The sequence below is a fragment of the Paenarthrobacter sp. CCNWLY172 genome (genome assembly GCF_037402035.1).
Taxonomy (GTDB): domain Bacteria; phylum Actinomycetota; class Actinomycetes; order Actinomycetales; family Micrococcaceae; genus Arthrobacter.
This window is the reverse complement of record NZ_JBBEGB010000002.1, coordinates 326,883-340,816: the sequence shown is the minus strand read 5'-3', so window position 1 is coordinate 340,816 and position 13,934 is coordinate 326,883. Positions and strand designations below refer to the sequence as shown.

At 63.1% G+C, this 13,934-nt stretch carries 11 protein-coding genes; 3 read left to right on the top strand and 8 right to left on the bottom strand.

The window, feature by feature from the left end:
- Positions 1 to 133: 133 nt before the first annotated feature.
- From WBN73_RS04345 to WBN73_RS04330, 4 genes are all read right to left on the bottom strand, one after another.
- Complete coding sequence (locus WBN73_RS04345; RefSeq protein WP_337339505.1) at positions 134 to 1,231, bottom strand: sugar-binding protein; 1,098 nt, start codon at positions 1,229 to 1,231, stop codon at positions 134 to 136.
- Between the two features lie 54 nt (positions 1,232 to 1,285).
- The gene (gene mmsB, locus WBN73_RS04340) at positions 1,286 to 2,554 is read right to left on the bottom strand and encodes a multiple monosaccharide ABC transporter permease (protein ID WP_207596741.1); all 1,269 of its coding nucleotides are present in this window, start codon (positions 2,552 to 2,554) and stop codon (positions 1,286 to 1,288) included.
- A 45-nt stretch (positions 2,555 to 2,599) separates the two neighbouring features.
- Positions 2,600 to 4,156: a multiple monosaccharide ABC transporter ATP-binding protein gene (gene mmsA / locus WBN73_RS04335; RefSeq protein ID WP_337339506.1), complete on the bottom strand. Its 1,557-nt coding sequence runs from the start codon at positions 4,154 to 4,156 to the stop codon at positions 2,600 to 2,602.
- 129 nt (positions 4,157 to 4,285) lie between these two features.
- Positions 4,286 to 5,476, bottom strand: coding sequence for an ROK family transcriptional regulator (locus tag WBN73_RS04330; RefSeq protein WP_089594117.1), 1,191 nt, complete (start codon positions 5,474 to 5,476; stop codon positions 4,286 to 4,288).
- A gap of 311 nt (positions 5,477 to 5,787) precedes the next feature.
- Here WBN73_RS04330 and WBN73_RS04325 point away from each other — a divergent pair, with 311 nt between their 5' ends.
- A complete protein-coding gene (locus tag WBN73_RS04325; RefSeq protein WP_337339507.1) occupies positions 5,788 to 6,594 on the top strand; it encodes a carbon-nitrogen hydrolase family protein in 807 nt (268 codons plus the stop codon).
- On the opposite strand, the gene WBN73_RS04320 is transcribed toward WBN73_RS04325, so the two are convergent.
- Together WBN73_RS04320 and alr are read right to left on the bottom strand one after the other, a co-directional pair.
- On the bottom strand, positions 6,591 to 8,204 hold the full coding sequence (locus WBN73_RS04320; protein ID WP_207596744.1) for a PucR family transcriptional regulator: 1,614 nt from the start codon (positions 8,202 to 8,204) through the stop codon (positions 6,591 to 6,593). The two genes, WBN73_RS04325 and WBN73_RS04320, sit on opposite strands and share 4 nt — an antisense overlap.
- A complete protein-coding gene (alr, locus tag WBN73_RS04315) occupies positions 8,194 to 9,426 on the bottom strand; it encodes an alanine racemase (protein ID WP_337339508.1) in 1,233 nt (410 codons plus the stop codon). The genes WBN73_RS04320 and alr overlap by 11 nt, the downstream gene beginning before the upstream one ends.
- A 194-nt stretch (positions 9,427 to 9,620) precedes the next feature.
- Between alr and WBN73_RS04310 the strand changes: the two genes are divergently transcribed.
- Both WBN73_RS04310 and WBN73_RS04305 read left to right on the top strand, forming a co-directional pair.
- Positions 9,621 to 11,051 (top strand): amino acid permease, encoded by a 1,431-nt coding sequence (locus WBN73_RS04310; RefSeq protein WP_337339642.1) that lies wholly within the window; start codon positions 9,621 to 9,623, stop codon positions 11,049 to 11,051.
- A complete protein-coding gene (locus WBN73_RS04305) occupies positions 11,048 to 12,745 on the top strand; it encodes a flavin monoamine oxidase family protein (RefSeq protein ID WP_337339509.1) in 1,698 nt (565 codons plus the stop codon). Before WBN73_RS04310 ends, WBN73_RS04305 begins: the two co-directional genes overlap by 4 nt.
- 57 nt (positions 12,746 to 12,802) lie before the next feature.
- Here WBN73_RS04305 and WBN73_RS04300 read toward each other — a convergent pair whose 3' ends face one another.
- Positions 12,803 to 13,516 (bottom strand): hypothetical protein, encoded by a 714-nt coding sequence (locus tag WBN73_RS04300; protein WP_337339510.1) that lies wholly within the window; start codon positions 13,514 to 13,516, stop codon positions 12,803 to 12,805.
- Positions 13,513 to 13,899, bottom strand: coding sequence for a PadR family transcriptional regulator (locus tag WBN73_RS04295; RefSeq protein ID WP_337339511.1), 387 nt, complete (start codon positions 13,897 to 13,899; stop codon positions 13,513 to 13,515). Before WBN73_RS04295 ends, WBN73_RS04300 begins: the two co-directional genes overlap by 4 nt.
- Between the last annotated feature and the right edge of the window lie 35 nt (positions 13,900 to 13,934).

Genomic DNA, 13,934 nt, shown 5'->3' with positions numbered 1-13,934 from the left:
CGCTGCTGTGCGGCAAGCCAGCCGAAGCTATGCGTGGGCTGTGAAAGCACCTGCGTCCGCGGTGCGGGAGGCAAGCGAAAGCCCCGGCCCGCCTGCTGGCGGACCGGGGCTGACTGTCGTGCTTTAAGGGGTGTTACTTGGTGATCGGGCCGAGTACCGGATCGTCAACGTAAGCCGTCTTGACGTTCTCTGCCGTAACAATCTGCGGCGGGAGGAGGTAAGCCGGGACGGTCTTAACGCCGTTCTTGTAGGAGTCCTTGTCGTTGATTTCCAGTTCCTTGCCGGCCTGGAGGTCCTTCACCATGGTGATGGCGTGCTCAACGAGCTTGCGGGTGTCCTTGTTGATGGTGGAGTACTGCTCGCCGGCGATGATCGACTTCACAGACTCAACTTCGGAGTCCTGGCCGGTGACAACCGGGAGCGGCTTGCCGGCGGCCTTGACGGACGTCAGCACTGCGCGGGCCAGGGTGTCGTTCGGGGACAGGACACCGTCCAGGGAAGCGGTGCCGTAGCTGCCGGTGAGCAGCGTGTCAGCGCGACGCTGGGCGTTTTCTGCCTTCCAACCCTGGGTCACAGCCTGCTCGAACGAGGTCTGGCCGGAGACTACCTTGAGGGTGCCGTCGTCGATCTTCGGCTTCAGGACGCTCATGGCGCCGTCAAAGAAGACCTTCGCATTGGCATCATCCGGGGAGCCTGCGAACAGCTCGATGTTGTACGGACCGTTTGCCTTCTTGGCCTTCATGCCGTCCAACAGGGCCTGGCCCTGCAGTTCGCCCACCTTGAAGTTGTCGTAGGCCACGTAGTAGTCCACGTTCTCGGTGTTCAGGAGCAGGCGGTCATAAGCGATGACCGTTGCGCCGGAGTCCTTGGCCTGCTGGAGCTGAGTGCCCAGCTGCGCACCGTCGATGGCACCGACGATGATGACCTTGGCACCCTTGGTGACCATGGCACTGATCTGGTTCTGCTGCTCGGATACGCCGCCGTTGGCGAACTGGACGTCCGGCTTGAAGCCGGCGCTGGTGAGGCCGTCGTTGAACAGCTTCTCCGCGAGGACCCAGTTTTCACTGGTCTTCTGCGGAAGTGCGACGCCGATCAGCGAGTCCTTGGGGAACGCTTCCCCGCCTGCTGTGCTGCTGCTTGAGCCGCTGTCAGAGCGGCCGCAGGCTGTCAGCGCCAGTGCCGCGATGGCAGCGACTGCTGCTGCCTTTCCTGCTTTACCAAACATTCGCATATCTTGGTTCACTTTCTGTGTGGGTGGGGTGGAGCGAGTCTGTGAGGAAGCGGATCACGCTTCCTTGGAGATGACCTCTTTGGTGGATGTGGTTTCGTCGGGCTTGATCTCGTTGTTGCGCTGGAAGTTCTTCATCAGCAGTCCGGTAATGGACCGCTTGCCCTGTGACTTGTTGTAGACATCGAAGGCGACTGCTGCCAGGAGCACCAGGCCCTTGATGATCTGGGTCAGGTCGGCGCCTACGCCCAGCAGCTGGAGGCCGTTGTTGAGCACAGCCATGACCAGGCCACCGACGATCGAGCCGATCACGGTGCCAACACCACCGGTGACGGCTGCGCCACCGATGAACACTGCTGCGATGGCGTCCAGTTCCCACCCGACGCCGTCAAAGGGGCCGGATGCGGTGGAACGTCCGACGAAGATCATGCCTGCCAAGCCCGCAAGGACGGACATGTTCATCATGACCAGGAAGTTGACCTTCTTGGACTGAACGCCGGACAGCTCAGCTGCGTGGCGGTTGCCACCCACGGCGTAGACGTGGCGGCCCAGGACGGTCTTGTCGGCGATGAATCCGTAGATGAGGACCAGGACGGCCAGGATCAAGCCGGGGATGGGGAAGGAAGTGCCGGGGCGGCCGGTGGCGAACAGGTACGTGGCGTAGAGGATCGCGCCGCAGATCAGGACCAGTTTGGTGACCTCGACCCAGAGCTCGGGTACGTCGGCGCCAAGTGCCTTGGCGGTAGCGCGGGCACGCAGGGACATGATGACCACGAAAGCTACGGCGATCAGGCCGAGCAACACCGTGAGGTTGTTGAAGCCCGTTTCCGGTCCAACCTCAGGCAGGTAGCCGGAACCGAGGAACTGGAACTCTTTAGGGACGGGGATGGTGTTGGACTTACCGACGAACTGGTTGAAGCCTCGGAACAGGAGCATGCCCGCCAGGGTCACGATGAAGGCAGGGATGCCCACATACGCCACCCAGAACCCTTGCCAGGCGCCGATCACAGCTCCCAGGACCAGTCCGAAGAGCACGCCTGCCCACCAGGGGAAGCCCCAGTCACGCATTGCGAGGGCTACGAAAACCCCCACGAAGGCAGCCACGGACCCCACGGAAAGGTCAATGTGTCCGGCGATAATGACCAGGACCATGCCGATGGCCAGGATCAGGATGTAGGAGTTGCCGTTGAACAGGTTGATCACGTTGCCGGGGGTCAGCGTGCGGCCCTCGGTGAAGATCTGGAAGAAGACGATAAGTGCCACCAGGGCGAAGATCATGCCAAACTGGCGGGTATTGCCACCAAATAGCTTCTTGAGCGCGTTCATTGTTTTGGTCCTTGTGTCAGGAAGGGGCGAGGCTGGGCCAACGGGTCAGGCGGTTTTGCGGGCGGAAGTCATGAGCTTCATGAGGCTTTCCTGGCTTGCTTCGTTCTTGTCCAGGACGCCGGTGATGGCGCCTTCGAAGATGGTGTAAATGCGGTCGGACAGGCCCAGGAGCTCCGGGAGCTCCGAGGAAATGACAATCACTCCCTTGCCCTGGTTGGCGAGCTTCTGAATGATGCCGTAAATCTCGTACTTGGCACCTACATCGATTCCGCGGGTGGGTTCGTCCAGGATCAGGAGGTCCGGATCGGTGAACATCCACTTGGCCAGGACCACTTTTTGCTGGTTGCCGCCGGAGAGCTTGGCTACGCCTTCTTCCACCGACGGGGTCTTTGTCCGCAAAGACTTCCGGTACTCCTCGGCAACGGAGAATTCCTTGCGGGTATCCACTACCGAGTAGTTGCTGATCTTGTTCAGCGCCGCCGAAACTGTGGTGGTCTTGATGTCATCCAGCAGGTTCAGGCCCAGGGACTTGCGGTCCTCAGTGACGTAACCCAGTCCGGCGTCGATTGCTGCTTTGACCGAGCGGAGATTGACCTGTTTGCCGTCCTTGTAGACCTGGCCCTTGATGAAGCGTCCGTAGGAGTGTCCAAAGAGGGACCGGGCAAGTTCCGTGCGGCCGGCGCCCATGAGGCCAGCAAAGCCGACAATCTCGCCGCGGCGTACATAGAAGTTGGAGCCCTTGCAGATCAGGCGGTCCTGGATCTGCGGGTGACCCACGGTCCAGTCCTTGACCTCGAAGAAGACCTCGCCGATCTTCGGTTCGTGGTCCGGGAAGCGGGACTCAAGGGTCCTGCCCACCATGCCCTTGATGATGCGGTCCTCATCCACGCCGTCACGCTTGACGTTCAGGGTCTCGATGGACTTGCCGTCACGGATGATGGTGATCTCGTCGGCAATCTGTTCGATCTCGTTGAGCTTGTGGGAAATGATGATCGAGGTGATGCCCTTGCCCTTGAGGCCCAGGATCAGGTCCAGGAGGTGCTGGGAGTCGGATTCATTCAGTGCAGCCGTGGGCTCATCCAGGATCAGGAGTTTCACGGACTTGTTCAATGCCTTGGCGATTTCCACCAGCTGCTGCTTGCCGACGCCGATTTCCTTAATGGGGGTATCGGGATCCTCGCGGAGCCCAACGCGGGCCAGGAGTTCGAGGGAGCGCTTGCGGGCCTCGGCCCAGTCGATCACACCCCACTTGGTGGGTTCGTTGCCGAGGAAGATGTTCTCCATGATGGACAGTTCCGGGATCAGGGCCAGTTCCTGGTGGATGATCACGATGCCGGCCGCTTCACTGGCGCGGATGTCCTTGAACTGCTGGGTTTCGGCTTGGTACACGATGTCTCCCGTGTAGCTTCCGTACCCGTAAACGCCGGAAAGAACCTTCATGAGCGTGGACTTGCCGGCACCGTTTTCCCCGCAGATTGCGTGGATTTCGCCGGCCATCACGCGCAGGCTCACGTTCGACAAGGCCTTCACGCCGGGAAATTCCTTCGTGATCGAGCGCATCTCCAAAAGGATGGGATCACCTTGCGTGTCGAGGGATGTCATCAGCCCTTACGCCTCCAATGCATGACTTCGTTGTCGGCCCCGCAATGGCGAGGCTGTCTGATGAAAAAGTAAACTGGATCACCCGTCTTGTCGTCAAGACTTGAACGCATGATCCAGCTAACGATTTCGTTACCTACCGGTAATACCTGCGTGTTGGAACACCAAAGCGGCAGCTCCCAAGGCCTCTGCACGTGCACCCAGCGACGACATCGCGAGGTGGGTTGTCTCGCCCACCACTGGCACGGCGTGCCGCACCAGGCCCCTGCGGATCGGGTCCAGCAAGAGGTCGCCGAGGCCCGCCAAGGGGCCGCCCACCACAATCACTTCAGGGTTGATGAGGTTGGAAACGTTGCCCAAAGCGCGTCCTACCGCCAGTCCGGCGTCGTCCACCACCCGCTGTGTTGCGGAGTCGCCGGAGAGGCAGTTGCGGACGATGTCCTGTGGCGTCAGCAAGGTCTCCTGGCCGCGGCCCAACAGTTCGATCATGGTGGTGGTGGACGCTATGGTTTCGAGGCAACCCCTGTTCCCACAGCGGCACACCAGGCCGTGCTCATGGATGGTGGCATGGCCTATTTCACCCGTGATGCCCACATTGCCGTAATAGGGGAAACCGTTGAGAATCAGGCCCGCGCCGATGCCCGAACCGATCTTGAGGAACATCAGGTTGGACACGCCGCTGTGGGGTCCCCACGTCACTTCGGACAACGCACCGAGGTTGGCGTCGTTGTCAACAAAGACGGGGCAATTCAGCGCTTCCTCCAGCCGGTGGAGAATATCGATGCCCACCCATTCCGGGAGGATTGCGCCTTGCGCCACCGTGCCGGAACGGCGGTCGATCGGGCCAGGAATGCCCGCGCCCGCGCCGACTACGGCAGTGCGGTCGATGCCGTTTTCGCGGAGCAGTTTTTCCAGCAGCAGGACAGCCGCCGCGATGCCTTCTTCCGCTTGGTGGCCCAGCGGTAATTCGATGTAATCCTCGGCAATGACGTGGTAGCCCAGTGAAGCAAGGACTACGCGCAGGTGGCGGCGTCCGAAGTCGATGCCGACGGCCACGGCGCCGTTGCTGTTCAGCCTGACGTTGGTTGCGCGGCGACCGGAGCTGGTGGTGGGTTCGGTGGAAACGAGGCCAGCGTCCTGCATGATTTTCACGATGTTGGAAATCGTTGCGGTGGACAGCCCGGTCTGCCGTGAAAGCTCGGCCTGCGTGGATGGTCCGCTCAGCAGGCACTCGATGATTCGCTGCTGGTTCAGGTGGCGCAGTGCGGACTGCGAGCCGGGTTTTCTTGGGTGGCTCTTCGTTGAGCGCTGCGTAGCGGGCATGACAAGAAGATTGCCCCACAAGCGACGTTGTAGTCAAGAAGTGAACACAAGGAGTCAACTCACCGCGACATACTCCAACGCAAGAACATGGGATAAGTACCCCCTTGAGGGCCCGCTAATCGTTCGAAATCCATGTCGTGGGGCGCAGGGCGGGCCCCGCAACCGAGGAATGGCGGGCAATGCGTCCCGCTTCGGCGGCCTCCGGGTCCAATTGCCCCACCCAGCGTCCGCGGGCCGCGCCTACGCTGGAAGCAAGAAACCTCCCGGGCACGTGTACGAGGCATCGGGAACAGGCGAAAACCTAGGTGGTAATGATGCTGCTCTCAGTCCTGCAGGCGAACGCTTCCGTCATGGACGTCGACGCCAATCTCCGAACGATCGACGACGCCGCGCAGCGCGCCGCCCAGGCAGGAGCAGGCCTGCTGCTCACTCCGGAGCTGTTCCCCGTGGGATACGCTCCGCTGCGCCTCCATGCCGAACTGGATCCGGCCACGCTTCCCATCATCCGGGAACGCCTGGCCGGCATCGCCCGCCGGCACAGCATAGGCCTGGTGTACAGCCTTCCGGCAGTCGCCAACGACCAGAACGCCTGGCACATCACCGCCACTCTGCTGGACGCATCAGGCGCCGAGATCCTGAACTACGCCAAGGTCCACCTCTTTGGCCCGGAAGAGCACAAGGCGTTCATTGGCGCCCAAGAACCTCCCGCCGTCGTGGATTTCAACGGGATCCGCACATCGATGCTGATCTGCTACGACGTCGAATTCCCGGAGGCGGTGCGGGCTGCTGCCACCCGCGGGGCTGAACTCCTCCTGGTGCCAACGGCCCTGTCCGCGGGGTTCGACAACGTGCCGCAGGTCCTGATCCGTGCCCGTGCGTTGGAAAGCCAGCTCAACGTGGCCTATGCCAACCACTCCGGCCACGAGGACGTCTACACCTTCCTGGGTGGCAGCGTCGTGGCCGGTCCTGACGGATCGTTGCTCGCCGCAGCCGGGGACTCCCCGGCTCTGCTGTTCGCGGAGGTCGGTACGGATTCAGTGAACGCAGCCCGCGAGGAAGTCCCCTACCTGCGCGAACGCCGGACGGAACTCTACGAGGAGTGGGACAAGCGCGCCTAGTCGCCGTTCCCGTCCGCGGGAAGGCCCGCCACCAACTCGTCCACGTACTGCAACGCAAACCACAGCTCGGCTCGAACCTGGGCCTGGTTGAGGTCCATGTCCAGAAGGTCGGCCAGCACGCCGATCTGCCGCCGCACGCTGTTACGGTGCAGGCCCAGCAGTTTGGCCGAGCCGTCCCAGCTGCCGTTTTCGCTGAGCCAACCCCTCAACACGGCAAGAAGCGGGTCTCGCCTCTCCGGCTCGAGCGCCAGCACGGGTGCAAGGAGGCGTTCGGCCAGCATGGTCCCGGCTTCGCGGCCCAGGAGGCCTGCGACAGACCACGTGACCTCGTCCACGCGTGCGCTCTTGCCGCTCTGCTGGACGCGGCTGCGCAGCGAGCCCACCCGCTGATAGGCCGCTTGGAGTCCAAGAAGCTCCGTCGGTTCTCCGATGACCAGCCGCCAGCCGAGTTTCTCGATGTCCGCCAGGAGCGAATCGTCCACCTTCAGCCGCGTAATCGCCGCGAAACCATACTCCGTGATCTCCACAAGCTTGGTGTCGAAGAGCCTCCGCCATTGCAGCAGTTCACGGACAGGCCCGTCGTCAGCAGCGCCATCCACCCGGACCCCTTGCACCACGCGCATCTGCCCGGATCTGGTGGAGGACAGGCTCTGGGCGAGCAGGTCCTTGAGGCCGTTGACATGTTTGGTGGAGCCGGACGTCAGCGAGTCCGGGTGAAGCAGCACCGCCGTGGCCAGTTGGCTGGGAGCCAGCGACCCACTGGTCCTTTGCCGCACCAGCAGTTCCAACAACCCCACAGCCGACTGCACCACGTTGTTCTGCGCAGACGTCAGCGGTGCATCGGAGCCCAAGATCAAGGCCCCGAGGTTGGCGTCCTTGGTGCTCCGCAATGGATGCCCAAACACCAGCGCTGAACCGGGTTGTTCGAAGCCGTCCATTTCAACGCGCGGCCCGCTGCCGGACAGCAGCCGCTCCAGCATGGGCGACAGCAATGAATGCTCGACGCCGGTGCTCCCGCCGGCGTTGTGCCCCCGCGCCCGGACCCGTCCGTCAGCCCCCACCAGCACGGCCCACACCGGCACCCGCTGAACCAGCGCTGCCAGCAGTTCGTGTTCCGGTCTGGGGGAGAGGACTGCCCGCATGAGTTGGCGGTTGGTCTCGGCAAGTTGGCGGAAGACCCGCGCATTGTCCGTCTCCAGAAGCTGGGAGAACTCCAGCCCGATCGCAGCGAATGGCACGGATTCCGGGACCTCGAACAACGTGAGGTTGTGCTTGCGGCAAGCGTCCAGCAGCACCTCCGGTACGGCGTCGAAGTACGGCCTGATGCCGAAGCCCAGCGCCGCCACTTTCGCGTCCACCAGCCGCTGGACGTAGGCATCCACCTTGGCCGCCGAGCCGCCCTTCCCCAGGAAAGGCAGCCCGGCGGTGAGGAGGAACTCGCCCTCGGGAAGGTACGGCGTGGGGTCTTCGAGCTCACTCGGTTCCACCCACCTCAGCAGCGAGCCGCCGCTGCCGCCGTCGTGAAGCATTGTCAACTCCGGCGGCAGCTGCTCCACAAACTGTGCGAGCGTGACGAAACTCAGGCGGGCGGTGGCGGGCTCAGGCGACATGGTCCTGCCCGGCGGCGGCCGGCTCCTGGTAGTCGGGGCACTGGTAAGCAGTAGTTGCATACGCACGGGGGAGGCGCGGGGCGATCCTGTTGATGATCTCGTCGCCATGGCTGCCGATCGCGGCTCCCCAGTCGTCGGCGCTCGCCGCTCCGCACGCAGGGTCGCCGAACAACACCGCGGTGTCACCGACGTCGATTCCTTCCGCATCCGGTCCCAGGTCCACCATGAACTGGTCCATGCAGACCTTGCCGATCACCGGCACGCTGCGGCCCGCGATGTTCACTACGGACCGGCCACTGATGCCCTTGGGGATGCCATCTGCGTAACCGAGTGGAATGAGCCCGAGGTAGCGCGGCTCGTACGTGATGGCCTGGTGTTCGTAGCTGACCCCGGTCCCCGCCGGAACCTTCTTGACCATGACCAGCGGCGCCGTCACGCTGAGGGCGGGACGCAGGCCGAAGTCTGCCGGGTTCAGGTGGTCAGCCGGTGCAAGGCCGTAGATGGCCAGCCCTGCCCGGACCATGTCGAAATGGAATTCGGGCCGGTCCAGGATGTTCGCCGAACTGGAAACATGCCGGAGCTGCGGGTTCAGGCCGGCTTCACGGGCTTCCCGCACAGCGTCCTCGAACTCTGCGACGGCGGTGGCGTTGCCCGGGTGGGCGGGCACATCGGCCCAGGCCAGGTGGGTCCAGAGGCCGCGCACGCGGAGGGTCCCGTCCACCTCAGCCTTGCGGGCGGCGGCGACAAGTTCCGCCCAATCTTCCTTGCGTGCACCGCCGCGGCTCAGTCCGCTGTCCAATTCCAAATGTACGACGGCGGGGCGGCCAACGCGGTCTGCGATGCCAGCCAGGACCTCGAGTTGCGTGACGCTTCCGAGCGAAACATCGATGTCGTTTTCCAGCGCCTCGAGAATGGTGGAGCTTGTCTGGGATGCCAGATAGAGCCACGAAAGTATGGGGACTGTGATCCCTGCATGGCGAAGGGCTATGGCTTCGGTGAGCTGGGCTGTTCCCAGCCAGTCCGCCCCGGCCTGGACGGCAGTGCGCGCTACCTCCACCAGTCCGTGGCCATAGGCATTTCCCTTGACTACGGCCATGAAGGAGGGCGCTTCAGTGCGCTTTTTCAGTGCTTTGACATTGTCTGAAATCGCGGACAAGTCAACGGTGACCTGCCCCGACAGGGCCGCCGGAGCGGCTCCTTGATTGTGTGCATTACGTCTCATGGTTGAACACTATAGGTCATTTTGCACCGCAGTGAGAGGTGGCTCACATGCCAGTCTTGTGGAGGGGAAATCGAAACTACTTTGAAGGGACGTCAAGGGTGACTGTGCCTGTGAACACCAAAAACACTGCGGCGGAGAGTGCCACCAGGCCGAGCCTCGGAGCTCAGCTTCTGCGCCGCAAGCCGATCGGCCAGATGGTCAGCGAAGCCGGAAGCAGCGAGGGCGGTACGCCTTTGGTCCGCAGCTTCGGCGTTCTTCAGCTGACCATGATCAGCGTCGGTGCCACGCTTGGCACCGGCATCCTGGTGATCCTTGGAGAATCCGTACCGCTGGCCGGCCCGGCGATCTGGATCTCGTTTGTCATCGCTGGCCTCGCTGCGCTGCTCTCCGCTGTGTCGTATGCCGAAATGGCGGGCCTTGTCCCGGTGGCCGGCTCCAGCTACTCCTACTCCTACGCCACCATGGGCGAGGGCATGGCCTGGGTCTGCGGCTGGTGCCTCGTGCTGGAGTACGCGGTCTCCGTTGCGGCTGTCGCTGTGGGCGCGGGGCAGTACGTCAACGAGACCCTCGCCGCATTTGGCCAGTTCCTGCCGGACGCGATCAGCCAGCCGCCGGGAGACGGCGGCCTGGTGAACGTGCCTGCAATGGTGATCGTGATCCTGGCCATGCTTCTGCTGGTCCGAGGCGCCCGCGAGAGTGCATGGATTAACACGGCGATTGTCGTCGTCAAGGTAGGCATCCTGCTCTTCTTCTGCGCAGTAGCCTTCACCGCTTTCAACGCAGGCAACTTCGAGCCTTTGCTGCCCATGGGCGCCGCTGGTGTTTCTGCTGCCGCGTCCAGCGTTTTCTTCTCCTACATCGGCTTCGACGCCGCCTCCACGGCGGGTGAGGAAGCCAAGAACCCCAAGCGGGATCTTCCCCGGGCCATCATGCTGTCCATGGTGATCGTCACCAGTATCTACGTCATGGTTGCCGTCGCGGCCATTGGTGCCCGTCCGTGGGGTTGGTTCGACGGTACAGAAGCTGCATTGGTGCAGATCCTGCACGAGATCACCGGGCAGCCGTGGATCGCCCTGGTCTTCTCCATCGGTGCAGTCCTTGCGATTGCCAGCATTGTGCTGACCGTGTTGTACGGCCAGACCCGGATCATGCTCTCCATGTCCCGCGACGGCATGGTGCCCAAGGTCTTTGGGCGCATCTCCCGCCGAACCGGCACCCCTGTCGCTGGAACATTGATCGTCGGTATCGCCGTCGCCCTTGCCGCTGGCCTGGTCCCACTTGGTGCCCTTGCGGACGCCACCAGCATCGGAACCCTCTTCGCGTTCGCGCTGGTCAACGTTGCCGTCATCTACCTGCGACGCAACCGTCCAGATCTCGAGCGGAGCTTCCGGGTCCCGCTGTACCCGATCACTCCCATCCTGGGCACGCTGATGTGCGCTTACCTGATGCTCAACCTCGGCGCCGACACCTGGATCACCTTCGGCGTATGGATGCTGGTGGGTATCGCCATCTACTTCGGCTATGGACGCCGGAATTCCAAGGTAGCCGCGCTCAGCGAGCAGGACTACCGTGAACTAACCACCAGGGCCGTGAGCCCGGAACCTGTGAAAGCAGCAAACTCATGACCATCGCCACCGAACTACCCGTCGTCGATGAACCGGGAGCGCCTGCCGGCGCACCGATCACCATGCTGAACCCGGACTTCCCGTTCAGCTATGACCACTACCTGGCCCACCCCGGCGGACTGGGCTCCGTTCCCGAGGAGCTCCTCGGCACGGAAGTTGCCATCATCGGCGCCGGCCTGTCCGGACTCGTCACCGCCTACGAGTTGATGAAGCTTGGCCTCAAGCCAGTGATCTACGAGGCCGACCAGATCGGTGGGCGTCTCCGGACCGCGAGCTTCCCGTCAGCGCCCGGCGTCGTGGCAGACCTTGGCGGCATGCGATTCCCGGTCTCCGGCAAGGCCTTCTACCACTACGTTGACCTGCTCGGCCTGGACACCAACGAATTTCCCAACCCCATGGCGCCGGCAACCTCCTCCACGGTGATTGAGCTCGCGGGTAAGAAGCACTACGCCACCACGGCCGATGAGCTGCCGGAGTTTTTCCTCGAAGTAGCCGACGCCTGGAAAGCCGCAGTCAACGACGGTGCAGCCTTCGCGGAGATGCAGGAAGCCATCAAGGCCCGCGACACCAAGCGGATCAAGGAACTCTGGAACGCGCTCCTCCCGGAGCTCGACGAGCAGACCTTCTACGGCTTCATCGCCGCCAGCAAGTCCTTCAAGGAAGCCGGCTTCGCGCACCGCGAGGCGTTCGGCCAAGTGGGCTTCGGCACCGGCGGTTGGGACACGGACTTCCCCAACTCAATTCTCGAAATCCTCCGCGTGGTCTACACGGACGCGGATGATCAGCACCGGTCCATTGCGGGAGGAGCGCAAAGGCTCCCCGAGGCACTCTGGAACCACGCGCCGTCGGGCCTTAAGTACTGGCCGGAAGGCACCTCGTTGGCGTCCCTGCACAGCGGTTCCCCGCGCGGAGCCGTGGACAACATCCGCCGCGCAGGGAACGGTGACCTGCTGGTCCGTGAAAACTGGGGACGCGAAGCCACTTACCAAGCTGTGGTCACCACGTGCCAGTCCTGGCTGCTGTCCACGCGCATCCACACCGAAGAAGCGCTGTTCCCGGCAGAGTTGTGGACCGCTATCGAGCGCTCGCATTACATGCAGTCCTCCAAGACCTTCGTGATGGTGGACCGCCCGTTCTGGAAGGACATCGACCCGGAGACCGGCCGCGAGGTGTTGTCCATGACCCTCACCGACCGCCTTAACCGGGCAACGTACTTGCTCGACGACGGACCGGACAAGCCCGCTGTCATGCTCCTGTCCTACACCTGGAATGACGACGCCCTGAAATGGTTGGCCCTCAGCGCCGACGAGCGCGTGAAGCTGATGCTCCACTCGCTGCAGCAGATCTACCCGGGAGTGGATATTGCCAGCCACATCGTCGGGCAGCCGATCACGGTGTCCTGGGAAGCGGACCCCAACTTCATGGGTGCGTTCAAGGCCAACCTGCCCGGGCACTACCGTTACCAGCAGCGCCTGTTCACGCACTTCAAGCAGGACCAGTTGCCGGAGCACCAGCGCGGCATCTTCCTCGCCGGAGATGACGTGTCCTTCACCGCAGGCTGGGCCGAGGGCGCCGTGACTACGGGCCTCAATGCCGTGTGGGGCGTGGTGAACCACCTGGGCGGCACGTCCGCTGCCGGTAACCCCGGACCGGGCGACCTCCTGGACGAGCTCGGCCCGATCAGCCTGGACTAGTCTCTGTGCGTTGCGGGGCCCTGCATTCGGCTCTCAGCGACTCTTTGCTGCCGTCACCTACCTCAGTGCAGCGGCGAGGCCGAGCATAGCCAGCGCGAAGATCGGGAAGAGCCAGGTGCCCACCAGTGCCGTGATCCTGTTGCCCCTGCCACTGCCGTGAGCGGCAGGTGTGCTGGGGTCGGTGATCTCGTCCGGATCGGTGTCCCTGGAGCGGATGGTGCCAACTATCGACAAAGCAATCATGGTGGCGGCACTGCCGACGAGCCAAGGGAGAGGATCCAGTTCCAGCCACGCATCCGCCCGCTGCGTCGGGGCTGCAATGCCGGAGAGGAGCCCGGAGATCACGCAGATGGCGACCAGGGCTACGAGCACCCAGATGCGTCGGACTGCTGCCGTGAGGTACAGGGGCAGGAAAGCAATGACCACAAGTGGTGTTGCGAGGAAAGCTGCCTGTGCCGGCGACACAAGCATCATCTCGGACCGGACCCACGGCACCACCGCCTGGTTGAAGAGCAAAAAGGCCAAGAGGCCCAGCAAGGCTGGCCCTAGCGCCTTCTTGACCCATTCATGTTTCGGTGCGGTCGGTAGTTCCAGCCCGGCGGCGTAGCTGCGCGCCGGTCCGAACGCCTCCTCAGCCTGCTGCCCGGTGTCGGCGAGGAGTTCGCGGGCGCTTGCCACGGCGTCGCCAATCGCGTTCCCGTGCACCTGGCGGAGGCGAAGTTCCAGAACGAGTTCGTCAAACCACTTCTTGTCCGTCGTTACCTGCGTCATGTGCTGGACTCCTTCGTGTGCTGACCGTCGTCGAGGTAGGTGTTGCTGAGGTGTGTGAACCGAACCCAGTCCGCGCTGAGCCGGAGCATTTCGGCGCGCCCGTGGTCAGTCAAAGCGAAATACTTGCGGCCCGGACCGCCCTCGCCCGCACGCCACTCGGTAGTGACCAAGCCGGCCGCTTCGTAGCGGGTGAGGAGCGGGTACAGCGTGCCGCCTTTGATGGTGCCAAACCCATGGCGTTCAAGTTCAGTGATGATCGCGTAGCCGTACGAGGGTCCGGCGGCAAGGGCACGAAGCGCCAGGAAGCCCAGTGTCGCCCTCAGCCAATCACTCGGCCAATCGGTGCCTATGGGCCTCGAAGGATCAGGAAGGGAATCGATCATGACTATATTGTCAGTCTAAGTAGTTGGTCTGTAAA

Bases quoted from the DNA above. Each gene is read 5' to 3' on its own strand.
- WBN73_RS04345 (WP_337339505.1), bottom strand. From the start codon at position 1,231: ATGCGAATGTTTGGTAAAGCAGGAAAGGCAGCAGCAGTCGCTGCCATC.
- mmsB (WP_207596741.1), bottom strand. From the start codon at position 2,554: ATGAACGCGCTCAAGAAGCTATTTGGTGGCAATACCCGCCAGTTTGGC.
- mmsA (WP_337339506.1), bottom strand. From the start codon at position 4,156: ATGACATCCCTCGACACGCAAGGTGATCCCATCCTTTTGGAGATGCGC.
- WBN73_RS04330 (WP_089594117.1), bottom strand. From the start codon at position 5,476: ATGCCCGCTACGCAGCGCTCAACGAAGAGCCACCCAAGAAAACCCGGC.
- WBN73_RS04325 (WP_337339507.1), top strand. From the start codon at position 5,788: ATGATGCTGCTCTCAGTCCTGCAGGCGAACGCTTCCGTCATGGACGTC.
- WBN73_RS04320 (WP_207596744.1), bottom strand. From the start codon at position 8,204: ATGTCGCCTGAGCCCGCCACCGCCCGCCTGAGTTTCGTCACGCTCGCA.
- alr (WP_337339508.1), bottom strand. From the start codon at position 9,426: ATGAGACGTAATGCACACAATCAAGGAGCCGCTCCGGCGGCCCTGTCG.
- WBN73_RS04310 (WP_337339642.1), top strand. From the start codon at position 9,621: ATGGTCAGCGAAGCCGGAAGCAGCGAGGGCGGTACGCCTTTGGTCCGC.
- WBN73_RS04305 (WP_337339509.1), top strand. From the start codon at position 11,048: ATGACCATCGCCACCGAACTACCCGTCGTCGATGAACCGGGAGCGCCT.
- WBN73_RS04300 (WP_337339510.1), bottom strand. From the start codon at position 13,516: ATGACGCAGGTAACGACGGACAAGAAGTGGTTTGACGAACTCGTTCTG.
- WBN73_RS04295 (WP_337339511.1), bottom strand. From the start codon at position 13,899: ATGATCGATTCCCTTCCTGATCCTTCGAGGCCCATAGGCACCGATTGG.